At 64.2% G+C, this 23,156-nt stretch carries 25 protein-coding genes; 7 read left to right on the top strand and 18 right to left on the bottom strand.

Features of this window, described 5'->3' with window-relative positions:
* Nucleotides 1-32: 32 nt before the first annotated feature.
* The 3 genes from ppnN to M2395_RS08690 form a co-directional block, all read right to left on the bottom strand.
* Nucleotides 33-1,406 (bottom strand): nucleotide 5'-monophosphate nucleosidase PpnN, encoded by a 1,374-nt coding sequence (gene ppnN / locus M2395_RS08700; protein ID WP_011060748.1) that lies wholly within the window; start codon nucleotides 1,404-1,406, stop codon nucleotides 33-35.
* 225 nt (nucleotides 1,407-1,631) lie between these two features.
* The gene (locus tag M2395_RS08695) at nucleotides 1,632-2,297 is read right to left on the bottom strand and encodes a suppressor of fused domain protein (RefSeq protein ID WP_077933892.1); all 666 of its coding nucleotides are present in this window, start codon (nucleotides 2,295-2,297) and stop codon (nucleotides 1,632-1,634) included.
* 51 nt (nucleotides 2,298-2,348) lie between these two features.
* Nucleotides 2,349-3,098, bottom strand: coding sequence for an NAD-dependent deacylase (locus tag M2395_RS08690; protein WP_077933893.1), 750 nt, complete (start codon nucleotides 3,096-3,098; stop codon nucleotides 2,349-2,351).
* A 182-nt stretch (nucleotides 3,099-3,280) separates the two neighbouring features.
* Between M2395_RS08690 and M2395_RS08685 the strand changes: the two genes are divergently transcribed.
* Nucleotides 3,281-3,685, top strand: coding sequence for a response regulator (locus M2395_RS08685; RefSeq protein ID WP_011060751.1), 405 nt, complete (start codon nucleotides 3,281-3,283; stop codon nucleotides 3,683-3,685).
* Nucleotides 3,686-3,718: 33 nt separating this feature from the next.
* Here M2395_RS08685 and M2395_RS08680 read toward each other — a convergent pair whose 3' ends face one another.
* Nucleotides 3,719-4,588 (bottom strand): oxaloacetate decarboxylase, encoded by an 870-nt coding sequence (locus M2395_RS08680; protein ID WP_011060752.1) that lies wholly within the window; start codon nucleotides 4,586-4,588, stop codon nucleotides 3,719-3,721.
* 438 nt (nucleotides 4,589-5,026) lie between these two features.
* Here M2395_RS08680 and M2395_RS08675 point away from each other — a divergent pair, with 438 nt between their 5' ends.
* On the top strand, nucleotides 5,027-6,154 hold the full coding sequence (locus M2395_RS08675; protein WP_123430972.1) for a saccharopine dehydrogenase family protein: 1,128 nt from the start codon (nucleotides 5,027-5,029) through the stop codon (nucleotides 6,152-6,154).
* A gap of 7 nt (nucleotides 6,155-6,161) precedes the next feature.
* On the opposite strand, the gene M2395_RS08670 is transcribed toward M2395_RS08675, so the two are convergent.
* The 3 genes from M2395_RS08670 to M2395_RS08660 form a co-directional block, all read right to left on the bottom strand.
* The gene (locus M2395_RS08670) at nucleotides 6,162-7,487 is read right to left on the bottom strand and encodes a hypothetical protein (RefSeq protein WP_077933895.1); all 1,326 of its coding nucleotides are present in this window, start codon (nucleotides 7,485-7,487) and stop codon (nucleotides 6,162-6,164) included.
* A 117-nt stretch (nucleotides 7,488-7,604) separates the two neighbouring features.
* Complete coding sequence (locus M2395_RS08665; RefSeq protein WP_011060755.1) at nucleotides 7,605-8,552, bottom strand: sensor domain-containing diguanylate cyclase; 948 nt, start codon at nucleotides 8,550-8,552, stop codon at nucleotides 7,605-7,607.
* A 3-nt stretch (nucleotides 8,553-8,555) separates the two neighbouring features.
* A complete protein-coding gene (locus M2395_RS08660) occupies nucleotides 8,556-9,545 on the bottom strand; it encodes a response regulator (protein WP_011060756.1) in 990 nt (329 codons plus the stop codon).
* Between the two features lie 785 nt (nucleotides 9,546-10,330).
* On the opposite strand from M2395_RS08660, the gene M2395_RS08655 reads away from it, so the two are divergent.
* Complete coding sequence (locus M2395_RS08655) at nucleotides 10,331-10,867, top strand: DUF4174 domain-containing protein (RefSeq protein ID WP_011060757.1); 537 nt, start codon at nucleotides 10,331-10,333, stop codon at nucleotides 10,865-10,867.
* A 75-nt stretch (nucleotides 10,868-10,942) separates the two neighbouring features.
* On the opposite strand, the gene M2395_RS08650 is transcribed toward M2395_RS08655, so the two are convergent.
* Complete coding sequence (locus tag M2395_RS08650) at nucleotides 10,943-12,118, bottom strand: aspartate aminotransferase family protein (protein WP_077933896.1); 1,176 nt, start codon at nucleotides 12,116-12,118, stop codon at nucleotides 10,943-10,945.
* 100 nt (nucleotides 12,119-12,218) lie between these two features.
* Here M2395_RS08650 and M2395_RS08645 point away from each other — a divergent pair, with 100 nt between their 5' ends.
* On the top strand, nucleotides 12,219-13,166 hold the full coding sequence (locus M2395_RS08645) for a LysR family transcriptional regulator (RefSeq protein ID WP_077933897.1): 948 nt from the start codon (nucleotides 12,219-12,221) through the stop codon (nucleotides 13,164-13,166).
* On the opposite strand, the gene M2395_RS08640 is transcribed toward M2395_RS08645, so the two are convergent.
* The 3 genes from M2395_RS08640 to M2395_RS08630 are packed head-to-tail and all read right to left on the bottom strand — an operon-like array spanning nucleotide 13,118 to nucleotide 14,887.
* Nucleotides 13,118-13,624 (bottom strand): NUDIX hydrolase, encoded by a 507-nt coding sequence (locus tag M2395_RS08640; protein WP_011060760.1) that lies wholly within the window; start codon nucleotides 13,622-13,624, stop codon nucleotides 13,118-13,120. The genes M2395_RS08645 and M2395_RS08640 overlap by 49 nt on opposite strands.
* Nucleotides 13,625-13,632: 8 nt before the next feature.
* A complete protein-coding gene (locus M2395_RS08635; RefSeq protein ID WP_011060761.1) occupies nucleotides 13,633-14,340 on the bottom strand; it encodes an NUDIX hydrolase in 708 nt (235 codons plus the stop codon).
* A 1-nt stretch (nucleotide 14,341) separates the two neighbouring features.
* Nucleotides 14,342-14,887, bottom strand: coding sequence for an adenylyltransferase/cytidyltransferase family protein (locus M2395_RS08630; RefSeq protein ID WP_053150835.1), 546 nt, complete (start codon nucleotides 14,885-14,887; stop codon nucleotides 14,342-14,344).
* Nucleotides 14,888-15,070: 183 nt separating this feature from the next.
* Here M2395_RS08630 and M2395_RS08625 point away from each other — a divergent pair, with 183 nt between their 5' ends.
* Genes M2395_RS08625 through nadE form a run of 3 tightly spaced genes read left to right on the top strand, consistent with a single transcriptional unit; the run spans nucleotide 15,071 to nucleotide 17,798 of the window.
* Nucleotides 15,071-15,718 (top strand): nicotinamidase, encoded by a 648-nt coding sequence (locus M2395_RS08625; protein WP_077933898.1) that lies wholly within the window; start codon nucleotides 15,071-15,073, stop codon nucleotides 15,716-15,718.
* Nucleotides 15,719-15,727: 9 nt separating this feature from the next.
* Nucleotides 15,728-16,957: a nicotinate phosphoribosyltransferase gene (gene pncB, locus M2395_RS08620; protein ID WP_077933899.1), complete on the top strand. Its 1,230-nt coding sequence runs from the start codon at nucleotides 15,728-15,730 to the stop codon at nucleotides 16,955-16,957.
* Between the two features lies 1 nt (nucleotide 16,958).
* The gene (gene nadE, locus M2395_RS08615) at nucleotides 16,959-17,798 is read left to right on the top strand and encodes an ammonia-dependent NAD(+) synthetase (protein WP_077933900.1); all 840 of its coding nucleotides are present in this window, start codon (nucleotides 16,959-16,961) and stop codon (nucleotides 17,796-17,798) included.
* Nucleotides 17,799-17,930: 132 nt separating this feature from the next.
* Here nadE and M2395_RS08610 read toward each other — a convergent pair whose 3' ends face one another.
* The 7 genes from M2395_RS08610 to M2395_RS08580 all read right to left on the bottom strand — a co-directional run bounded on the left by M2395_RS08610 (nucleotide 17,931) and on the right by M2395_RS08580 (nucleotide 23,099).
* Entirely contained in the window at nucleotides 17,931-18,398 is a 468-nt protein-coding gene (locus tag M2395_RS08610) for a hypothetical protein (RefSeq protein ID WP_077933901.1), read from the bottom strand.
* Complete coding sequence (locus M2395_RS08605; RefSeq protein WP_123430971.1) at nucleotides 18,391-18,801, bottom strand: GFA family protein; 411 nt, start codon at nucleotides 18,799-18,801, stop codon at nucleotides 18,391-18,393. Before M2395_RS08605 ends, M2395_RS08610 begins: the two co-directional genes overlap by 8 nt.
* Entirely contained in the window at nucleotides 18,801-19,322 is a 522-nt protein-coding gene (locus M2395_RS08600; RefSeq protein ID WP_015635213.1) for a hypothetical protein, read from the bottom strand. Before M2395_RS08600 ends, M2395_RS08605 begins: the two co-directional genes overlap by 1 nt.
* Nucleotides 19,319-19,840 (bottom strand): hypothetical protein, encoded by a 522-nt coding sequence (locus tag M2395_RS08595; RefSeq protein WP_077933904.1) that lies wholly within the window; start codon nucleotides 19,838-19,840, stop codon nucleotides 19,319-19,321. Before M2395_RS08595 ends, M2395_RS08600 begins: the two co-directional genes overlap by 4 nt.
* Nucleotides 19,837-20,502: a hypothetical protein gene (locus M2395_RS08590; RefSeq protein ID WP_019094411.1), complete on the bottom strand. Its 666-nt coding sequence runs from the start codon at nucleotides 20,500-20,502 to the stop codon at nucleotides 19,837-19,839. The genes M2395_RS08595 and M2395_RS08590 overlap by 4 nt, the downstream gene beginning before the upstream one ends.
* Before the next feature lie 154 nt (nucleotides 20,503-20,656).
* Nucleotides 20,657-21,673, bottom strand: a complete 1,017-nt coding sequence (locus tag M2395_RS08585) for a DUF2628 domain-containing protein (RefSeq protein ID WP_123430970.1) — start codon at nucleotides 21,671-21,673, stop codon at nucleotides 20,657-20,659.
* A gap of 112 nt (nucleotides 21,674-21,785) precedes the next feature.
* A complete protein-coding gene (locus M2395_RS08580; protein ID WP_047336456.1) occupies nucleotides 21,786-23,099 on the bottom strand; it encodes an FAD-binding oxidoreductase in 1,314 nt (437 codons plus the stop codon).
* Between the last annotated feature and the right edge of the window lie 57 nt (nucleotides 23,100-23,156).

Below are 23,156 nucleotides of genomic sequence, written 5' to 3'. Positions count from 1 at the left end.
ACGCGGCGTTGTTCAAGGCAGCAGGGCAGGGCTCAGTTGACCACGCGGTAGCACGGTACGTAGGCGGCGCCGCCGGGCAGCTTCATGCGGTGCTGCTCGACGAAGGCTTTGAGCAGTTGGTCCAGGGGCTGCATGATCGCCGGGTCGCCGTGGATGCTGTACGGGCCTTTCTGCTCGATCAGGCGGATGCCCTGGTCCTTGACGTTGCCGGCGACGATGCCGGAGAACGCACGACGCAGGTTGGCCGCCAGTTCGTGGGGCGCCAGGGCATGGCTCAGTTGCAGGTTGGCCATGTTCTCGTGGGTCGGATCGAAGGGACGTTGCAGGCTCTCGTCGATCTTCAGCAGCCAGTTGAAGTGGAAGGCGTCGTTGCGTTCGCGGCGGAACTGCTTGACGGTCTTGAGCCCCTCGGTCATCTGCCGCGCCACTTCCGGCGGGTTGTCGATGATGATCTGGTAGTGCTGGCGCGCCGCTTCGCCCAGGGTTGCCAGGACGAAGGCGTTGAGCTGCTCCAGGTAGGGCGCCGCGCTCTTGGGGCCGGTGAGGATCACCGGGAAGGGCAGGTCGCGGTTGTCCGGGTGCATCAGGATGCCCAGCAGGTAGAGGAACTCCTCCGCGGTGCCGGCGCCGCCGGGGAAGATGATGATGCCGTGGCCGACGCGGACGAAGGCTTCCAGGCGCTTCTCGATGTCCGGCAGGATCACCAGCTCGTTGACGATGGGGTTCGGTGCTTCGGCGGCGATGATCCCCGGCTCGGTCAGGCCCAGGTAGCGGCCGCCGCTCATGCGCTGTTTGGCGTGGGCGATGGTCGCGCCTTTCATCGGGCCCTTCATCACGCCCGGGCCGCAGCCGGTGCAGATGTCCAGCTTGCGCAGGCCCAGTTCGTGGCCGACCTTCTTGGTGTATTTGTATTCTTCGGTATTGATCGAGTGGCCGCCCCAGCACACCACCATCTTGGGCTCCACGCCGGGGCGCAGGGTGCGGGCGTTGCGCAGCAGGTGGAAGACGTAGTCGGTGATGCCCTGGGAGCTGTCCAGGTCAATGCGCTGGCTGTCCAGTTCGTTCTCGGTGTAGACGATGTCGCGCAGGGCGCTGAAGAGCATTTCCCGGGTGCTGGCGATCATCTCGCCATCAACGAAGGCGTCGGCCGGTGCGTTCAACAACTCCAGGCGCACGCCACGGTCCTGCTGGTGAATGCGCACTTCGAAATCGTGGTAGGCGTCGAGGATGGTCTTGGCGTTGTCGACGTGGGCGCCAGTATTGAGGATGGCCAGGGCGCACTGGCGGAACAGGGTATAGATGCTGCCGGAACCGGCGGCGCTGAGCTGTTGCACTTCACGTTGCGAGAGGGTCTCCAGGCTGCCTTTCGGGCTCACCGAAGCATTGATCACTTGTCTTTGCGGCATTCATCCATTTCCTGAAAGCGTCGCCACCGCACCATGCGCGGCCAGTGGCGAAAAAATAGCGGGGCAGTGAACAGAGCCACCGGTACGGGGCTTGGTTTCCAGCGGCAGGGCAAGAAAGCAAACGTCGTCGCGAGATTGTTCGCTGCTTGAATCTACCTCATGCGGGCCTGGCGTGGCGGGAAAAATGACGATCCGCCCTGGTCGTGGCGGATTTTTCACCGGCCTTCAGCACAGGCTGGCTCGGGTCGGGTCCAGCACCGGCGCTGCCCCGGCCAGGGCCAGGCGCTCCATCAGGGCCGGGTAGCCCTCGGACTGGCCCCAGGCGTGTTCGGCCAGGGTCAGGCCGATGATCTGCAGAAATCCGAAGCGCCCGCTCAGCAGTTGCCGGGGGCCGGCAAAACCCGGCGCGGGGATGAACAGCAGTGCCTGCAACAGGCTGTCGCCGCCATTGATCGGCTCGCCGGTACGCATGCGGTCCCATTCGCCCAACGGCGGCTGCTCGCCAAAACGGCCGGCGGCCAGCAGCAATTGGTAGGCGCAGAAATTGCGTAACAGGCGCAGGGCCCAGGGTGACTGTTCGCGGGTTTCCAGCAGCAGTTCGTGGCCCATGCCGGATTCGCCATCGGCATCGGGCCGGGCATCTTCCCAGGCATTGGACAGGCCCGAAGTGACGTATAGCCAACTGCTGCGACCGGCATTGGGCGGTGACTCGAAGACCCCGTGGGTGAGCCAGCGCGGATCGACGTCGTGCTGGCCAAAGACCTGGCTGAACAGCGCCATGTCCAGGGGATAGATGCCCGGGCCCAGTGCGCCGAACAGCGCCGGGTAGATCTGTTCTTCACGTTGCGCCCAGGCGGCTTCGAGCCATGAAGAGTCGGGGGATTGCGGCATGTGAAAGCGTCCTTGAACAGAAGCGGCGGCCCGGCTTGAGCCACCAGGGAATCAGGCAAAGGCCTGGCGCAATAGTTCCGGCAGCAACTGCCCGGCCTTGCCCTTCAGGCTGTATTCCTCGGCGCCGGTGCAAGCCTGGGGCTGGGGGTTGATATGCACCACGCAGGCACCGTGCTGCAGCGCCAGTTGGGGAATTCGCGCCGCCGGCTGGACCAGCCCGGAGGTGCCCACCGACAGCAGCAGGTCGCATTCTTCGGCGGCGTTGAAGGCGGCCTTGAGGGTCGCCTGGGGCAGGGGTTCGCCGAACCACACCACCCCGGGGCGGATCTTGCCGTTGCAACCGGTGCAGCGCGGCGGCTCCAGGCTGGCGCCCTGTTCCGGCAAGTCCGGCAAGGGCAGTTGGCCCTTGAACGGGCGGTTGCAGGCAAAGCACTTGGGGGTGTGCAGGCTGCCGTGCAAGTGCAGCACCGAGGGGCTGCCGGCGCGTTCGTGCAGGTCGTCGACGTTCTGGGTGATCAGGGTCAGGCGCGGCACCCGCCGGGCCAGTTCGGCCAGGGCCAGATGGGCTGGATTGGGCTGGGCCTGGAGCACTTTCTGGCGTCGCCATTCATACCAGCCCCAGACCAGCGCCGGGTCTTCGCGAAAGGCTTGCACGGTGGCCAGGCGCGCCGGGTCGAAGTGTTCCCACAGGCCGGTCAGGGCGTCACGAAAGGTCGGGATGCCGCTTTGCGCCGAGACCCCGGCACCGCTGAATACCACCACATGCCGGGCCTGGGCCAGGCGCTTGGGATCGAACTGCATGGTTGAAGATGTTCCTGCCGTGGGTGAAAGAACGGGGCGCCCGCTTCCGCGTGCGGATCGGACCGGTACTAAAAACGCGCCGGCCTTGCAGCGTAAATGAATTTATCGTCAAGGCGCCGCTCATAACTCTTGTCAGCGGTCCTGTGTGTAGCCGCCTCAATCCGTCAGGGAGTGTCACCCTCATGAACCCAGCCACGCCAGTCAATCCCGGCGCCCAATCCCGTTTGATCCTGGTGGTGGAGGATGAGCCGACGGTGCTGGAGTTTCTCTGCGAGATCCTGCAGGACGAAGGGTTTGCCACCCAGGCGATGGACAGCGCGGATCGGGCCTGGGAATTCCTGCAGGAACAGGCCGCGGACGTGGCCCTGCTGCTGACCGATATCACCATGCCCGGCACCCTCAATGGCGCGAGCCTGAGCAATTTGTGCGGCGAGCGCTGGCCGCAGTTGCCGATCGTGGTCATGTCGGGTTTCGAGACCCCCGAGAGTTCCGGGGTGCGTTATCCGGTGTCCTTCATCCGCAAGCCCTGGACCATCGGGCAGATCCTCGACTGCGTGGAAGGCGCGCTGAAATCGGCCCAGGGTTGAGGCGTGGCGCCTCACCCCGGCCAATCGCCGGTGTTACTCCTTGACGCTCATGAACTCCTTGGCCCAGACGATGTATTCCTCGGGCTGGGTGTAGGTGTGGGCCAGTTCGGTGGCGCTCAGGTCCGACGCCTGGGTGAAGATCTGCCGCTGCTCGCGCAGGCAGTCGTAGGTGGCCTTGATCGCGGCGAAGTAGGCGGCATGACCGTCCACGGCGATCTTCACGCCCAGCTCGGCCAGGCGCGCATCGTCCCGTAGCGCCGGGTTGCCGTAGGTCACCAGCATCAGCGGCACGCTCAGGTGCTCGGAGATCTGTTCCAGCTGTTCGAAATCACGGATGCCCACCATGCAGATGGCGTCGGCGCCGGCACGCTCGTACTGCTGGGTACGGCTGATGATTTCCTGCACCGGAAGGATGCCGGCGTTGGTCCGGGCGATGATCGCCAGTTCCGGATCAACCCGGGCTTCCAGGGCGGCGCGGATCTTGCCGACGCCTTCGGCCACCGAGATGAGGTCGGTGGATTTGCGCCCGAACTGGGCCGGCAGCAGGGTGTCTTCGATGGTCAGCGCGGCAATGCCGGCGCGTTCCAGTTCGACCACGGTGCGCATCACGTTCAGCGCGTTGCCATAGCCGTGGTCGGCGTCGGCGATGACCGGCAACTGCGCCACGCGGCCGATGCGGGTGGCCTGTTCGGCGAATTCACTGAGGGTGATCAGGGCGAAGTCGGGGGCCGCCAGTACTTGCAGCGAGGCCACCGAGCCGCCGAGGATGCCCACTTCGAAACCCAGGTCGGCGGCGATACGGGCAGACATCGGGTCGAATACGGAAGCGGTGTGGTAGCAGGAGTTGGAAGCGATCAGTTCACGGAAACCGCGGCGCAAATCTTGATGGGAAAGCCTGGACATAACAGCTCCGAGATAGGATCGAGAGATCGACCTTGAGGTCGAGTCAAATTTTGCAATCAGTTCCCTTGGCGAGCCGGGGAAAGAGCGGCTCACAGCGAAACGTTAGTTGGGCAGATGAAGATGAAACAAGGTGGGTAGCAAGGCGTCTTTATCCCGTTCGGTTGCGCGAACCGACGGGTTTATTATGCGAGGCCGACATAGCAGGACGAGGCTATCACGCTCCAGGGCCGTAGATGATGATGATTTTGCATAGCATTATGCCGGACCGGCATTGGCATTTTTTTTCTAACTGAATATTACAGGCACTTGCCAGGGGCGTTTCGGGGGCATGTCGAAGGTTGGCGGGGGGCTTGTCGAGCGCTGGCAAATCCACCAAGCTGCCGCGCCTCGAATGGCAGCGTTCACGCTGCGCAACGGCTTAGTTCAAGGATGCAGGCAATGGCGCTCAGGGTGTTGGTGGTGGGTGGTTATGGCAATTTCGGCAGCATCGTCTGCCGCTATCTGATCCATACCCCTGGGGTGCATCTGCTGATTTCGGGGCGCGACCCGCACAAGCTCGCGGCCAAGGTTCAGGCCTTGCAGGCTGAAGGCGGGCAGCCCTGCGAAGGCTGGTGCGGCGATGCCATGGGGCCGCAATGGGTGCCGGCGCTCAAGGCCCTTAAGGTGCACTGGGTGATCCATACCGGCGGGCCGTTCCAGGGCCAGTCCTACGCGGTGGCCCGGGGCTGCATCGAGGCCGGGGTCAACTACTGCGACCTGGCCGACTGTCGTCAGTTCGTGCGCGGCATTGGCACTCTGGATGAGGCCGCCCGGGCCGCCGGGGTGACGCTGCTCAGCGGCTGCAGCTCGGTGCCGACCCTGTCGGCGGCGATGATCGATGAGCACCGTGAGCGTTTTTCCCGCATCGAGCGCATCGAGCACGGCATTTCCTCCTCGGCGAAGATGCCCGGCCTGTCCACCATCCAGGGCGTGCTGGCCTATGCCGGCAAACCCATCCTGCAACTCAAGGACGGCCGGCCGCACCCGGTGATCGGCTGGCAGGGCCTGACCCTGCGCAAGCTGCCCAGGCTGGGCACGCGGCTGGTGGCCAATGTCGATGTGCCGGACCTGGATCTGTTCGCCGAGCGCTACGGTGCCCACACCCTGAGCTTCCAGGCCGGCGCCGGGCTGAAGATCGCCGGGCTGGCCAATGCGCTGCTGGCCCAGGCGGTGAAGCTCGGCCTGGTGGGCGACCCGGCGCCCTGGGCGGCGCGCCTGCATCGCTGCGGCACCTGGTTCGAAGGTTTCGGAGATGGGCTCAGTGCCCTGTACATCGACGTGCACGGCCTGGGCCAGGACGGCCAGCCACTGTCGATGAGCGTGCAGCTCACCGCAACCCATGACCACGGGCCGGAGATTCCCAGCTGCGCGGCGGTGGCGGTGGTGCACAAGCTGCTCGCCGGCCATGTGCCGGCCCCGGGGGCCCGGTCCAGTGCCGGCGAGGTCAGCGTGGAGGAGTACCTGCGGGCGATCGACGATCCGGATCACCTGCAACTGCAAGTGAGTTTCTCGCGCCCGCCGGTTTAACCCCCGGTCACCACAGCAGCGGCTTGGCGAAGTCTTTCCAGAACAGCCAGCGCTGCACTTCAAGGTGCTCGCCGGTGCCGATCTGCCAGTCCGGGCGCCCGGCGTCCAGGTCAAGCTTGACGATGATCCCGGCATAGGTGGCGGCCACCAGGGTCTTGCCATCGGGGCTGATGTCCATGGCGGTGAGGGTCGAGCCGATATAGTGCTGCCAGCGTTCCTCGCCGTTTTCGCTGAAGGCCCGCAGGTAGCCGTAGGCGTCGCCGATGATGAACTCGTCGCCCCGTGACGCCGCGGCATACACCCGGGCGCCTTCCTGCAGCACCGGGGTGCGCGCATCGTCACTGTAGAAATCGGTGGACAGCCCTGGCAGGTCGGCCACCGCCACTCCCACGCTGGCACCGCCATAGAAGTGGCAGGCATTGAGCAGCAGGCGATCGCCGCGCTGGTTGAAATGGGCGAAATGCGGGTACTCGCTGGCGGGGCCGATCTGCGCTACCCGTTGCAACCTTGCATCGAACACCAGGTGCGAGCTGCTTTGCTCGCCCACGGCGATCCACTGGCCATCGGGCGACACCGCGCCATGCTCCATGCTCAGGCCGATGCCCAGGTCCTCGGGGGCGACGCCATCGGCCAGCTCTTGCTGCAGGTCTTCCAGGCTCGGCAGCAGGCGCGTGGCGCCCTCGGCCTGCAGGACGAAGATGCCGTCGGAGCTCACCAGCAGTACCCGGCGCCCGTCGGGGAAGGGAATCAGGCTGCTGGGGCTAGGGCGCCCGGTGTCTTCAAGCGCCACCCCCGCCGGCAGGTTCGCGTGGGGATCGGGCCAGGCAAAACTTGCCACCTCTGGCCCGTTCCAGCCGTCGGTGAGCTGGATGCCGTCAGCCCGGGCCCAAGCGAAATAGCGCCGCTGGGGGCACATGCCGAAGCCTTCCACCTGCTCCAGGGTCTGGATCCTTGCGTCGTCGATATGCACCACCTCGCCAGCCTCGTAAGGTGCGCCGATGCGCGCCAGCAGGCTGCCGTCCGGCAACAGGGCCAGGGTCGGAATCATCCGTCCCTGGCTTTCCAGGCGTGGCGACAATGGGAAGTGCGCCGGCGGCCACTCCTGGCGGAATGCCTGGCGCCGGGCTGCGTCGTAGGGCTCCTGGTTGCTCGCTTCCAGGGCCGCCTGCCAGTCTGGCAGCAGGTGCTCGGTATCGGGCAAGTGCGGTTCCTTCAAGCCCTTCCAGCCGTCGCGGTTGCCGGTCTCGACATAGCGATTGATGTCGCGGGCATAGGTCAGCACGGCTTGCTGCCATTGCTCTTGCGGGGAGTGGTTCGAATTCGACTGGGACATGCGCGCAGGACTCCTTGTGGCGCTGGGAAAGGCGTAGCAGACCGGGGGATGGACCGGAAAAGCGCGCAGTTTATCCCTCGGGAGCGAGTTTTTTTCAGGTTTTTCCAGTGCTGCCGTTCAAGGCGCGTAGGTACTGACCCGGTTGCGCCCGGCGCGCTTGGAGGCGTACAGCGCCTGGTCGGCCCACTCGATCAGGCAGCGATGATCCCGGGCCGGACGGTCGAGGCAGGCGATGCCCAGGCTGATGGTGAAGGCGATGGCCTGGCCGTTGTGGATCACCTCCTGCTCTTCCACCGACTGGCGCAAGCGCTCGGCCAGGGTGCGGGCCCCGGCAAGGTCGGTGTGGGGCAGGAGAATGGCGAACTCCTCGCCGCCATAGCGCCCGGCCACGTCGCTGTCGCGCACATGCTGGTGGATCAGCTCGGAGACGCGCTTGATCACTGCATCGCCGGCCTGGTGCCCATGGCGGTCGTTGATCGACTTGAAGTGATCGATGTCCAGCATCAGCAGGGCGATGCTGCTGCCGTGGCGGCTGTATTCGAACTGCAGGCGCTGTTCCCAGTGGCCGCGGTTGTAGAGCTGGGTCAGGTGGTCGGTGCGCGACAGGTGCTGCAACTGCTGGTTGGCCTTCTGCAAGGCCAGGCTGTTGATTGCCACGTCGGTCAGGTCGTAGATCACCAGGCAGACGTGGTGGATCTCGCTGTTGGAGGAACGCAGCGGCAGCAGGGTGGTGTTCTGGTACATGAACTCGCCCTGGCCGGTGATCGGCTGGTAGTTGTTGAAATGCACCAGGTACGGCCGCTGCTTCCAGATGGTGAAGGCCGGCGTGCCGAGGGCCACCACGCGCCCCACCTTGCGGGTGAACCAGGGTCGCTCGACCTCGGGGAACAGCTCGAAGAACGACTGGTCGATGGCCTGCTTGGAGGGCACTCCGGAGCGGTTCTCCATGAAGCTGTTCCACACCTGGACCCGGCACTCCAGGTCGAGCACGACGATACCCACGTCGATGCTCTGGACCACCGCCAGCAACCAGTGCAATTCACTGAAATCCATTCTCTTGGGCATGGCTCAACTCATCAGGTAGGCGAGCTTCTGTTCCAGCAAGGCCATGGAGCCTTCGGTGAACAACAGCAACAGGTCGAAGTGGATGTTCTGTTCTTCCAGGCTGTAGCTGATCTCCACCGCCTGGGTCTTTTTCCAGCGCTGCTGGTTGAGCACGATCAGCTCGTCGATGGTGGTGTGTTCCCCCAGTACCTGGGGATGGCCCACGGAAAAGAACACGTCCAGCTGGTCGGCGATGCTGCTCAGGCAGGCGCCGATCAGCACGCTGGAGAGGTCGATCAGCACTTCCATTTCCTGGTAGGGGTCGGTGCCTTGCTCTATCAACTGGGCGATGTCGGCCACTTCGGAGTCGTAGAACATCAGCAAGGCTTCGCCGGCGATGCCGCTGCCGATGTAGCTCTGGCAGATGGCGGTCAGTTGCCGGGCGCGGTTGGCATCGGCCAGCAGCATCTGCAACTCGCCGGCTTCCAGCACATTGACGTGGGGAATCGGCAGGTGCACGAAGACATCCAGGACCTTGGCGATCAGCGCCGCGGCGTAGCCCATGGAAACGTTGACGGTTTCCCGGAAGGCGTCGCGAAAGGTCACCACCGGTGCTGGCGAAGGGGCTGCCAGTGGCTTGGCGTCAGTGCTGTCCAGCAGTTGCAGTTCGTTGAGCAGGGCGCGCAGTTGCTGCGGGTCGAAGGGCTTCTTGAGGAAGGCCCGGGCGCCCAGCTCGCGGGTGCGGCGCACGGCTTCCTCTTGAATATCGCCGGAGATGACAATGATCTGCGCCTCGATGCCTTCTTCCTGCACCGCACTCAAGACCTGGTAGCCGTCCATCACGGGCATGGTCAGGTCCAGCAGCGCCACCTTGCCCAGCCCGCGGCGCAGGGCTTCCAGGCCTTCGCGCCCGTTGCAGGCCTGGGTCACGGACACCCGCCACTCGCTGGGCAAGGTCCGCAGCACCTGCTTGCGGGCCATGCTCGAGTCATCGCAGATGAGGAGGGGGATCATCGGTATCGGACGCTCATTCGAAAAACCCCGTAAGGGATAGTGTTCGGTAATAGGGCGAGTTGCCGCTTTATAGTTGTGCCGTATCGGGCTGTCCGTGCCGCGCCGCACTATAGTTCCCTCGGCAATAAAAGAACAAGTAGTGATGGCTTCGGTTATTTGCTCCAGATCATTGTCTGCTGCAATTCAAGCAGGCCTGGGCATGTAACTTAGAGTTGTTGCAGGGCAGCAGTTAAAAGGCCGCGGCGGCCCGTGGCGTGGGCTGTGGAAAAAATCTGAGAGGCCTCTGTAAGCCTTGATATAGACCGATTTTCTATCGAGGTAGAGGGTGTGCGCCTGTTTTCTGACGTTTGAAAAATGACACTTTAGGTATAAGTTTCAAACTTTCGGAATCTTCTTGTTGATTGTTGCCGAAGGTTCTGCGAGTGGTTCGTTTCAATGGTTGTTAAGAGCGCTGGAATTGTGTGGGTTGAATGTGTCGTGCAGCGGTTCTTATAAACAACCCAGGGCCGCCGTTGTATTGATTCGAATATTAAAGAACGGGCGCAAGGCTGTTGGCGCGAGTGCTGCAGGGGCGTAATTGTCGGGCTGCATATGCAACAAAACCTTACCGCGAACCTGGTTGTGCCGACCGCTGGAAGGGCGCGAGCCCCGGTCGTGCGCGGCCTGTGGCAAGCCGAAGACCAGCGCTGCGCCGTGGGCAAAAAAATGTCAGATTTTGAGTCCCGGCCTGGACCTTTTCCCGCAATGCGCAATCATTACTGCGTGGAAAACATAAGGAGAGACGCATGTTCATTCGGTCATTGACCTTCGCTACTCTGCTCGCTGTTGCCGGCCCTGTCCTGGCGGCCGACAACGACGGCCCATTGACCCAGGACCTGGGCAAGTCACGGCCACTGATCGTGATTGCCCCCAGCACCGTGGACCCGACCCTGGTGAGCCTGAAGAAGTCCCTGGAAGAGCCGGCCACCCGTCAAGCCTTCAACGAACGCAACATGGTCCTGTACACGGTGATCAACACCATCGGCCAGCGCGATGGCAAGGACATCGACCCGCAATCCACCATGGCCCTGATCCGCAGCCTCAAGCTGGGCGCCGGGGCGCAGACCAAGGTGATCCTGGTGGGCAAGGACGGCGAGAAGAAGCTGGAGCACTCCGGGGCCATCGAGCTCAAGGAAGTCTTCAGTGCCGTCGACCAGTTGCCGGCGGCGGAGAAACAGGCCGCAGCGCCGGCTCCGGCCCCCGAGCCGGAGGCCAAGCCGGCCAATGCCAAGGCCGGCAAGGCGGCCAAGCCCGCCGCAGCGCCCAAGGCGCTGGACGACTGAAGCCCATGGGCGGAGGCCGGGGCAGGCGCTGACCGCCCCGGTGCCTGCCGACTGCATTGCCCCGCCTCGCCCAGGCTAGAGCGCCTCCAGGGTCTGACGCAGCCCATCGACGATCATCTCCACTTCCTGCCCATCGATCACCAAGGGTGGCAGCAGGCGGATGGTGGTGCCCCGGGTGACATTGATCAGCAGCCCGTGGTCACGGGCGGCGACCTGCACCAGCTCTCGGGCCGGCTGCCGCAGTTCGATACCCACCATCAGCCCCAGTCCGCGAATCTCCCGCACCGCCGGATGCACCGCCAGTTCCTCGCGCAGCCGCCGCAGCAGTTGGGCACCGCGCTGTTCGGCGTTGGCCAGCAACTGCTGGTCCTCGATGACGTCCAGTACGGTGCAGGCCGCGCGGCAGGCCAGGGGGTTGCCGCCGAAAGTGCTGCCGTGGCTGCCCGGGGTAAACAGCTGGGCAGCCTTGCCCCGGGCCAGGCAGGCGCCGATGGGAATGCCGTTGCCCAGGCCCTTGGCCAGGGTCATCACATCCGGCACCACGTCTTCGTGCTGGCAGGCAAACCAGCGCCCGGTGCGGCCGATACCGCTCTGGATCTCGTCGAGCATCAACAGCCAGTTGCGCCGGGTGCACAGCTCGCGCACGGCCTTGAGGTAGCCGGGTGGGGCCAGCTGGATGCCGCTTTCCCCCTGGATCGGCTCCATCAATACGGCACAGATGCGTGGAGCATGCTCGACGACGGCCGATTCCAGGGCGGCCAGATCGCCGAAGCGCACCTTGAGAAAACCGCCTGGCAACTGGCCGTAGCCCAGGCGCACTGCCGGGCCGTCGCTGGCGGCCAGGGTGGCCAGGGTCCGGCCATGAAAGGCGTTTTCCATGACCACCACCAGGGGCTGCTCGATGCCTTTGTGCCAGGCGTGCAGGCGTGCCAGCTTGAGGGCGGTCTCGTTGGCCTCGGCCCCGGAATTGTTGAAGAACGCCCGGTCCATGCCGCTCAATCGGGTCAGCTTGGCGGCCAGTTGCTGCTGCCAGTGGATGTCGTAGAGGTTGGAGCTGTGCAGCAGCAGGCCGGCCTGTTCGCTGATGGCGCCGACCAGCCGTGGGTGGCTGTGGCCGATGCCGGTCACCGCGACCCCGGCGATGGCGTCCAGGTATTCTCGCCCGGCCTGGTCCCAGAGACGGCTGCCCAGGCCTTTGCAGAAGCTCAGCGCGAGGGGTTGGTAGGTGCTCATCAGGCAGGCGGCGGTCATGGCGGGTAGCTCCATCTTGGGGGTGTGCTATCAGTATCGTTAGCCACCCAGGCTAGATAAACTCGCTATTTCTTTAATCATCTTGAAGTCAGGGTTGATAATGGATCTGTTCCAGGCAATGTCGGTGTACGTCAAGGTGGTGGAGGCGGGGAACATGACCGCCGCGGCCCGGGAGTGCGGCATGTCCACCACCATGGTGGGCAATCACCTGCGGGCCCTGGAGCAGCGCCTCGGGGTGCGTCTGCTCAACCGCACGACACGGCGCCAGCGGCTGACCGATTTTGGCCGTGATTACTACCAGCGCTGCCTGGCGGTGCTGGGGCTGGTGGCGGATTCCGAGCGCCTGGCGGAGCAGGCCCAGGGCGAACCCACCGGCACCTTGCGCATCACCGCACCCCTGACCTTCGGCACCGAACGCCTGGCGCCAGCGCTGGACGAGTTCCGCCAGCGCTGCCCCCAGGTCAAGGTCGAGCTGACCCTGGCCAACCAGCGCTTCGACCTGACCGATGGCACCTTCGATGTGGCGGTGCGCCTGGGCAACCTGGACAACGCCTCGCTGATTGCCCGGCGCCTGCAGGACTACACCCTGACGATCTGCGCTGCGCCGGAGTATCTGGAACGCTGCGGCACGCCCCAGGTCCCCGAGGACCTGCAGCGGCACAACTGTCTGGCATTCGCCTATCCGGCCGGTGATGAGTGGAGCGCCACCGCCACCCTGTGGCCGTTGCGCGGGCCTGAAGGCGATGTGCAGGTTCCGGTGTCGGGGTCATTGCTGGCCAACACCTCGTCGGGCCTGCATCGTGCGGCGCGGGGTGGCCTGGGGCTGGTGATGATGCCCGATGCGCTGGTGGAGGAAGACCTGCAGCAGGGCCGGCTGGTGCCGGTGCTGCAGGACTATCAGTTGCCCTTTCGGACGATGCACCTGCTCTATGCCCAGGACCGCTATCGCCTGCCCAAGCTGCGCAGCTTTGTCGACTTTGCCCTGGAGAAGTGGGGGCGTCAGGCCGACTCGCTGGCCAGCAGCATCATCGCCGCCGACAGCGTGTGACCATCGGTGATCTGGCCGGCGGCGATCATTGCCAGCAACTCCTGGCGGCTGGCCCACAGCACATGGTCCACTTCGCCATCGGTGGCGGCGGCCTGCTGCTCGGCGATCTGCACCTGGCACACCGCCACGGCGCTGGCGATCAGCGAGGTGTTGCTGTGCAGCAGCCCCAGCTGGCGTACCTCTGAGGCTTGCCAGCCGGTTTCCTCCAGCAGTTCCCGGGCCGCCGCGTCGCAGGCGCTTTCCCCGGCATCGATGGCGCCCCGGGGAAACTCGATGGACTGGCCGCCGATGGCCCGGCGCCGCAGGTTGACCAGCATCAGTCGGCCATCGGCCAGGGTCGGCACGGCCACGACGCCGTTCACCGCCTGGGCTTCCTTGATGATGAAGTAGCCGTTTTCACGAACCACCTTGAAGTACGGGGTTTCCAGCAGGCACTGGGTGTCGGGGGTGGAACTCATGGGGGCTATCACTCCAGGAAACAACGATCGAACAAATACAGCTCGGCGGGCTTGAGCTGCTCCACGGTGGCCTGGGGCCGGCCGCCGTCGCCGCTCTTCTTGCGCCCGGTGTCGCGCAGGTAGCCGGCCTCGCTCATCTTCAGCAGGCGCTGGCGGATGCTGGTCTTGAGCACCGGACGCTGCAGCACCAGGGAGAAGATGCTCACCGCCTCGGGGGCGCTGAACTCGTTGCCGAGAAACATCAGCGGCAGGCTGCTGTACAGGGATTTGGAAAACAGCCGCTCGTGCACCTGGGCTACCAAGGCGTTGTGGTCGAAGGGCAGCTTGAAGGCACCGCTGGCCACCTCGCCGAGGGCGAAGAAGCCCTGTTGCGCGGCGGGCTCCACCGGCTCGCTGAGGATCCCCAGGTAGAAGGTCGAGGACGACCAGCAGCGCGGGTCGCGAAAGGCGTCGCCCACCGTGCCCACCTGTTCCAGCCAGGCCAGGGGCATGTCCACCTTGCTCGAACGGCGCAGGCGTTCCACCGCGTCATTCAGGCTGCGGTCTTCGACGTCGCCGTTGACCACGATGCCCGGCAGCGCCCAGTGCCCGGCGAAGGGCTCGGCATCCCGTTGATGGAGGAGGATCTGCAGCTCGCCGCGTTCGCGGTGATAGCGCAGCAGGCACAGGTCGATGGTGTGCAGGTAGGCGCTGGGGAGGGTGGTGCGGTCGTGCATATCAACTTCCGTGGACGGCGTAGAGGCCGTAGTTTAGCGGATTCATTCCCGGGGCCAGCCATTGCCTGGGCGGCGTTTCGCCACGGGCCAGGCATTGGCGCAACACGCTGCTGCGCACCCCGGGCTGCTCTTCGATGCAGAGGATGGAAAAGCGCCGCAGCAGTTCCTCGCCGCGATGGAACCTGGGCAACTGGCGCGCCACGTCTTCGCCCACCACCAGGGCGATGCGTTTGCCGTCCAGGGCCAGGTCGTCGGCCAGGCGTTGCAACAGGGTGAAGCTGTAGACCGGGCCCGGGTCTGCCAGGGCCAGTTGCCGTTCCAGGCGGCTGACCGCCAGCTCGGCGTCGCACTCTGGCTGCAGGTGCGCGGTGATTGCCTGCAACCAGCCGGCGCGCTGCTCGAAGTCGGCCATGCGCTTGCCGTCCGGGTGGCGGAAGCTGGGCACTACCAGTACCCGGCGGGCATGGCGGGCGGCTTCGAGCATCACCTGGGCGTGCCCGGCGTGGGGCGGGTTGAAGGCGCCGCCATAGAGGGCCAGTTCAAACATCTGCTTTTCCTCGTTTGGTACATGACGTGTACCTTAGCATCGCTTTTGTCAGTGGGAAATAATCTTCTGCACCTTATTTGTGCGTGGTTATTGAATTTGGTTCGAGAAAAATAAAACCTGCAGGGTCTTGCTATGAAAGTACATGACATGTACTTTGTGCTCCATGCAGAGGAGAGACCCAGCATGAACAGCCAAACGATGAAGACCGCTTCCTTCGATGTCGATGCACAAAAGAGCTTTACCCCGCTGTGCCCGGACGAGTTGCCCGTGACCGAAGGCGATCGCATCGGCGGCGAGCTGAATTTCATGGCGACCCTGGCCAGCCTGCGCATCGGCAGCAAGGACGCCCACAGTCCCCGGGCTCCCTGGGTGGTGGCCGGGCACGACCAGATGCTCCAGCCCACGGGCCTTGAACATGCCGATCTGACCTGGGTCAGCCACTGCGTTCCGGGCACTAAAGGCTTCACCCTTTTGGACGAACTGCCTGCGCCCTATGACTACGACTACTTCGTGTGGAAGGGCGTGGAGCCTGACCTGCACCCCTATGGCGCCTGCTACCACGACCTGCACGGCAAGCTGTCGACCGGGGTCATCGAGTACCTCAAGGGCCAGGGCGTACAGCAAGTCATAGTCGGCGGCCTGGCGTTGGATTTCTGCGTCAAGACCACTGCCCTGCAACTGGCCGCTGCCGGTTTCAAGGTGCTCATTCACCTGCCGGCGTGCCGGGCCATCAGCGTCGAGGGCGCTACCCAGGCCATCGCCGACATGCAACAAGCGGGCATCACGGTTGCCGCGACCCGCGAAGAAACCGCCAGATTGGCCAAGGTTTGAGGAGTCACCATGGAAAGTGCATTTGACCGCAACAACGGCGTGATCCAGAGCCTGCTGGATACCGACTACTACACCTTCACCATGATGCAGGCGGTGTTGCACCAGCACCCCAATGTGGACGTGGAATACCAGTTCATCGTTCGCTCCAAAGAGTCCCTGGTGCACCTGATCCCCGAGATCCGCCAGGAACTGGAAAAGCTCGCCGGCCTGCAGATGCGCGAAGGCGAACAGCGCTTTTTGTTCAACAAGCGCTTTCGTGAATACCTGACCCCTGACTTCGAACAGTTCCTCGGTCTGTTCCGCTTCAACCTGCGTTACATCCACGTGGCGGCGGTCGACGGCCAACTGAGCATCCGCGTCCGCGGCCCGATGCTGCACTGCATCATGTTCGAGCAGCCGGTGCTGGCCATGGTCAGCGAGTTGCGCAACCGCGATAAGTACCCCGAGGTGGAGCTTGAGGATGTCACTCGCCGGCTCTATCAGAAGTTCGAATGGCTGGAGAAAAACGCCAGCCGCGACGAGCTTGCCGAGTTCCGCGTTTCGGATTTTTCCACCCGCCGGCGCCTGTCGTTCAAGGCCCAGCGCGAAGTGGTGAAGATCATGCGCAGCGATTTCCCCGGGGTCTTCGTCGGCACCAGCAATGCGCACCTGGCCTATGAGTTCGACCTGCCACTGATCGGCACCATGGCCCACCAATGGCTGATGGTGCACCAGCAACTGGGGCGGCTGCGCGAGAGCCAGAATGCGGCCCTGGAGAACTGGGTGCACGAGTACCGCGGGCGCCTGGGCATTGCCCTGACCGACTGCATCAGCACCGATTTCTTCCTCAAGGACTTCGACCTGTATTTCGCCAAGCTCTACGACGGCCTGCGCCAGGATTCCGGGGACCCGATCCTCTGGGCCGACAAGGTCCTGGCCCGCTACCGGGAACTGGGCATCGACCCGCGGACCAAGGACTTGATGTTTTCCGATGGCCTGAACTTCGAGAAATGCCTGCCGATCCTGCGCCACGTGCGTGGCCAGGCCCGCTTCGGTTTCGGCATGGGCACCAGCCTGGCCTGCGATGTGGAGGGCGTGGAGCCGCTGAGCATCGTGATGAAGCTGGTGCGGGTGCATGGCGAACCGGTGGTGAAGTTCTCCGACGACCCGATCAAGAACGTCTGCGAAGATCCGTCGTTCCTCCGGTACGCGGCCCAGGTGTTCAACGTCGATCTTGCCCACTCGCCCCTGGAGGCCTGACATGAGCAATTCAACCCAAGCACGCATTGCCCGGGGACTGGGCATCGACCGGCAACTGGTTCGCGGTGGCGAGGCCGCCGAGATCGCCCGGCGTGTGGCCTTTATCCAGCAGGTACTGCGCGAGTCCGGCTGCAGCACCCTGGTACTGGGCATCAGTGGTGGGGTGGATTCCCTGACCGCCGGCCGCCTGTGCCAGTTGGCGGTGGAGCAGATGCGCGCCGCGGGGCAGGAGGCCCGTTTCATCGCCATGCGCCTGCCTTATCGGCAACAGGCGGATGAAAGTGATGCCCAGGCTTGCCTGGACCTCATTGGCCCGGACGCGGTGAGCACTTGCAACATTGCCGACAGCGTCGAGGGCCTGATGAACCAGGTGCGGATCGACGGCCTGCAGCCTTCGCCGGCCCTCACGGACTTCGTCAAGGGCAACGTCAAGGCCCGGGCGCGGATGCTGGCCCAGTACGCGGTGGCCAACTTCAGCAACGGCCTGGTGGTGGGCACCGACCACGGCGCCGAGGCCCTGATGGGTTTCTTCACCAAGTACGGCGACGGCGCCTGCGACCTGGCCCCGCTGTCGGGGCTGACCAAGACCCAGGTGCGGCTGCTGGCCGAGGCCCTCGGCGCGCCAAGGCATCTGGTGTACAAGGCGCCCACCGCGGACCTGGAGGAACTGGCGCCGGGCAAGCTGGATGAAACAGCTTACGGTTGCAGCTACGCAGAAATTGACGCCTACCTGATGGGCGAGCCCGTTACCGACGCGGTGCGCCAGTTGATCGAGCGTGCCTACCTGCGCACTGCCCACAAACGCGCCTTGCCCCACACCCCGGCGATAGCTGGCCTGTAGCAACGGACTTGTGTGGTCCGCCGAATCGCCTTCGCCGGCAAGCCGGCTCCTACAGGCAGCGCTGCACCCAATACCGTAGGAGCCAGCTTGCTGGCGAAGGGGCCCGGAGCAGCACCGTCACCCTTTGAGCGTTCAATCCGGCCATCTGCGCAACGCCTCACGGCAATCCTCGGTCAGCTCCGGCATATGCTCCCGTACCTGCGACCAACCCAATATCTCCAGCGCCTCGCGGGCGCCTTCTCGCAGCGGTCGCCATTGCGGGTGTTCGAAGCCGTTGTCTTCCAGGGTCAGGCCGTAAGCCTCCCGGCACAGTACTTCACAGCCGCTTAACAGTGCTTGCAAGCGCGGCAGCAAGTGCGGCGCCAGATGCAGCGGAAACTGCTTCACAAAACCAGCGAGATAGTCCAGATAGCCAGACCACAGATTGCACTCGGCACAGCAACCGACCTCCACCCGTTGTCGCTTGGCGTCCAGGGCGAGAAATTCCAGGGCCAGGCCCAGTTCTCCCAACAGGATGATCCTTCGGTATTCGTCCTGGCCGTACCAGGTCCAGACGTTCGAGGCGAGGGGGGAGGTGCAGCGCGACGGTGCTTCACTCATGCTGTCCGCCTTTATCCTGCGTTGTCGGTGCGGGCTGCCAGCCCTCGGGCCAGCGGTCGCTGAACGAATGGCTGTGCGGCATCAGGGCCGGGTCGCGGTTGTCATCGAAGCAGCCCAGGAGCAAGGCAATGGTCGGCTGATCATCGATGGCCCCCAAGGAGCTGCCGCAAGCCCGGCAAAAGGCCCGGCTCGAATAGTCCGACGACCTGAAGGTCGCCGGTGCGCCGCCAGGGCCGGTCCAGGTCACCCGCTCTCGGGGGAATTCGACCCACGCCAGCGTCAGCGCGCCGCTGTGGCGCTGGCACAGTTTGCACGAGCAGGTATGGGGATTGGCGGCAGGCCCCCGGGCCTCGAAGCGAATCTGCCCGCACAGGCAGCCGCCCTGGTACAGGCTGGCAGTCATCAGCGTGGGTTCTCCTGAGGAATCAAACGGTCCTTTTCCAAATCGCGCAGCAGTTCATCGAGCATCTCTCTGCGGCTTTCGATCTGCACCGGCGGTACATACCAGGCCGCCACACTATAGCCTTCACGACGGTAGTCGTAGGTCTTGAGCAGTTGGCCGTCCTTGAGCAGGCTGCCGCGCAAGTTGCTCTGGTAGGAGTAGGGCATGGGGAAGGTCAGCAGGGTGATGGCATTCAACGCGCCAAGCAGTCCCGCACTCTTGCCTCCAGGCTCGCTGATCAGGAGGCTGTAGCCGCTGCGACTGTAGCCACCATCGAGAAAGGAGAAGGCTCCGGTTTGACGCAGGGCGGCGATGGTTTCCCGTTGCTCCTGTTCGTCGAAGCGACTTTTCACCGGGCCCAGGTCCAGGGTCAGCGGTACATAGGGATGTTGACTGCGGTAGTCCAGCGGCGCCATTCGGGTGCCACAACCGGTGATGATCAGTGCGCTGCACAGCAGGGCGGTCAAACCTATGGGGTTCATTGGGCCTGACTCGCGGTTGGCAACAGTTGATCCTGACGCAGATCGCCAGCAAAGGCGCGGGCGATGCGCTGGATATTCTGCTCTTGCATTTCACCGCCTTGATCCAGCAGCCAGGTGTATTTATGCGTCAGGTTGCGATAGCTGTAGCGCTTGAGGAGCTTGCCCTCGTGCAGCAGGCTGATGTCGGTGTGGGTGTCGATGCCATTGGAGAGCGGCATCAGGAACAGAGTGGCGGCACTGAGGAAGATCAACGGCATTGGCGGCATGTCCCGCTCGGACTTGAATTGAATGCGGGCGCTGTAGTCGCCAGCTTGTCCGGCGCCGGTCTGGACATCTTCGAACACCCCGGTGGCACGCAAGGCGTTACGTAACTCAGCGGCGCGCAATGGGTCATCGACCATCACATGCAGGGGCATCAAATAGGCTTGGCCATCCGTCAGCGGACGGTCCGGCAAGGTGTCGGTTGCCGTGCAGCCCGCGAGCAGCACAAGGGCGCAAAGGGTCAAGCAGGATTTCATGGATGATTCTCCGCAGTGGCGTTGGCTGGGCTGGTTTGCTTGTCGACGGGAAGGATGAAGGGCTTGGCCTTGTCCAGATCCAGCGGCATCCATTGCAGGTCCGGCAGCCCCGGCACCTGGCGCTGGGCAATCACGGCGTCACGGGGCATTTGATTGCTCCAGGCAAAGAAGCACTGGGTCACTTGGCTGCAGACCGAGCGAAACTCGCCGATGTAATACGCCTTGCCGGCCTCCAGGCGCAGCGGCAGTACGAACTCTTCGCGCGCTTCCTGGGATTGCAGGCGTGAGCCGAGCCCCGGGGTGTAGACCATGGACCAGAACTGGAAGTTGTAGAACTCGTAATCACCCGGTTTGAGCGGCATGACAAATACACTGCCGGCGGCGCGGGGTTCATGGATGTCCTCAGGCGTTGGTCGTGGGTCGCCCTCCCAGAGTGCCGCGGCGCCATTGATTGAGCCGCGCTTGCGAATCAGCAGGCGCAGGTTGGTGGCGGCACCGCCGCCGCCCAGGTACTGCGGGCCAATAGCGCCCACCAGATAGGTCGTGGGTTCGTTGGCTGCGGGTTGCAGAGGGGCGCTGACGATGGCGGCGGGTTGGCTGATGCAGCCAGAAACTATGCTGGTGGCCAGCAGCAAGGACGAAGCCTTGATTACGCGGAACATGGGGAACCCTGAAAGTGACTTTGGACAAGGCGCAGGCAGGGAGGCAGGAGTGTCTGTACATGGCCTTCCCTGGCGCCGCTCGTGAGCGGCGCGATGGTACGAGAACCTTAGGGCTTTGTGTAGCGCGTTACCCGGAATGACCTGCCCGGCGGCGCTATTGACCGAACCCCGGCGCTGCCTCTTCGACCTTTCTTTTGTACTGCACCTTGGCCTGGTCGGGGTTGCAGGACAGCAGGGCATCGACCTGGACAAAACCCTTGGACAGCACCTGCCTTTCTCGCCACAGGTTGCCGCACGCGCCGAATACCCCGGCGCTGAGCAGCCAGCCCAGGGCGAACCCGTGGTGGCCGGCGCCTGTATCAGGGATCAGCAGGATCAGGCCCAGGGCAGCCAGGGTGAGGCCGGTCACCCAGTACAGGCTGACGCAGTACGACCAGAGTACGGTGAGAAAGCAGGCGGCAAAATTGAAGCCGATGGCCACGGCTTCCAGTTCGCCCTGGGGGTTGCGATAGAGGCGGTAGAGGCGTTTGTGTTGTTCCTCTAGGTCCTGGTTGATCCGCTTCTCACGCTCGGCGATCTGGATTTTCTCCGCAGCGCTGAGGTCGCTGTCATCGAAGATTTCCTTGAAGGTTTCTTCCAGAAGGTAATAGCCGGTGTAGGCGCTGGAATGGCCTGTGAGGTACAGGGCGTCGACGCGATAGCGGCGGTTGAGCTTCAACTGGGTGTCGCCACTGAAGAAGCTGCAGGCCGAGGTCTGGATGTGCAACCAATGCTTGCCAAAGCTGTATTCGATATAGGGCTTGCCGCCGCTCCGAACCCAGCGGCGGTCGAAGTAGCCTTCCAGTTGCTCCACCTTTACGCCCGTGATGTCGGTCCTGGGTTGCGCCTGGGCGTTGAGCCACTTGGCGGTGCACCAGCCACCGATCATCAGGCAGAGGAAGGTGCACAGGATGACTTTGGCGAACAGCGGGCCATCCAGCAGGCAGATGAGGATGAGGCAGGGGAGCAGCAGGATGCCCGAGAGGACGCAGGTGGTTTCAACATCAGCCTTCCAGGCGCGGGTCAGGTCTTGATTGATGCGGTCGATTCTTTCCTGGTCGAGGACTCGGATAACGGCGGTCTCGCTGGGCCCAAGCCTCAGGCTTGGGCGGGTCTTTACAAGACGAAGCACAGGGACCGCCCGCGGGTTCGGGGCGGTCCATGCCTTCGAGGGGCGGGCAGCCTACTGAACAGGGGGCGGTTCAGCAAGCCGGTTCAGCGGCCCGCGGATGCTTGCCCGGCCCTCAGCGCAGTTTCTCCAGCATCTGGTAGTACCACATGCCCGCCGCCAGCATCGGGTTGCCCAACTGGTCGCCGAAGGGTACGCGGATGTGCTGGCAGGCGGCGAAGGTGTCGTAGTGGCCGAGGTGGCCGGTCAGGGCCTGGGCCATGATCTCGCCCATGATGTGGGTGGTGGCCACGCCGTGCCCGGAGTAGCCCTGGCAGTACCAGACGTTGTCCGAGAGCTTGCCCAGTTGCGGGATGCGGTTGATCACGATGCCCATGGCGCAGCTCCACTGGAAATCGATGCCTACGCCCTTGAGCGCGGGGAAGGTGCGTTCGATGCACGGGCGCAGTTCGCCGGCGATGTCCCGCGAGTCCTTGCCGCTGTAGTTGGCACCGCCGCCGAACAGCAGGCGGCCGTCGGCGGTCATGCGGTAGTAGTCGAGCACGAAGCGGCAGTCGTAGACCGCCAGGTCCTCGGGGTTGAGGCGCTTGGCCAGGTCGCCCAGGGGCTCGGTGGTGACGATGCCGCCCATGGCGGGGAAGATCTTGCCCTTGAGTTGCTTCGGTTCCAGCTTGTGGTACACATCGCCCGCCAGCAGCACTTGCCGGGCGTCGATGCGGCCCTGGGCGGTGACCACCGCCGGGCGCTCGCCGTGGATGATCTCCAGCACTTCGCTGTGTTCGAAAATCAGCGCCCCCAGGCTTTCGGCGGCCCGGGCTTCGCCGATGCACAGGTTCAACGGATGCAGGTGCAGGTTGCGGGTGTTCTTGATGGCGCCGTGGTAGAGCTCGCTTTCCAGCAGTTCGCGGACCTGGGCCCGGTCCAGCAGGCTGACCTCGTCGCCCATGCCGCGGCGCACCGCTTCTTCGTAGTCGGCGCGCAGGCCCGGCAGGTGGCTGGGCTTGTAGGCCGCGTGCAGGTGGCCGTGCTTGAGGTCGCAGGCAATGGCGTATTTTTCCACTCGCTGCTGGATGATCTGGTGCCCGCGCCAGCGCAGGTGCCAGATGAAATCGTCCACTTCTTCGCCCAGTTTGCGGCGCATCTGCTTGCGCATGGCTTCATCGCCGGAGAGGCTGCCGGTGACCTGGCCGCCATTGCGCCCGGTGGCGCCCCAGCCGATCTTGTGGCTTTCGACGATGGCGACTTTCAGGCCGCGCTCGGCCAGTTCCACCGCGCTGGCGACGCCGGTGAAGCCGCCGCCGATGATCACCACATCCACTTGATGAGTGCCTTGCAGGGTCGGGTAGTGGGTTTCCTGGTTCAGGGTGGCGCTGTAGTAGCTGGGGCAGCGCTCGGCTGCCGGGGTCCGCGGATCGAAGGCGGCTGTCATGGATAGAACCTCGCAAAAAAGTGAGCCGGGCCGCTGCGGGCAGGCAGCGGCCAGGGC

It is taken from the genome of Pseudomonas sp. BIGb0176 (assembly GCF_024810175.1).
GTDB classification, from domain to species: Bacteria; Pseudomonadota; Gammaproteobacteria; order Pseudomonadales; family Pseudomonadaceae; genus Aquipseudomonas; species Aquipseudomonas protegens.
Note: the sequence above shows the minus strand (reverse complement) of the source record. Positions and strands in the feature narration are given on the sequence as shown.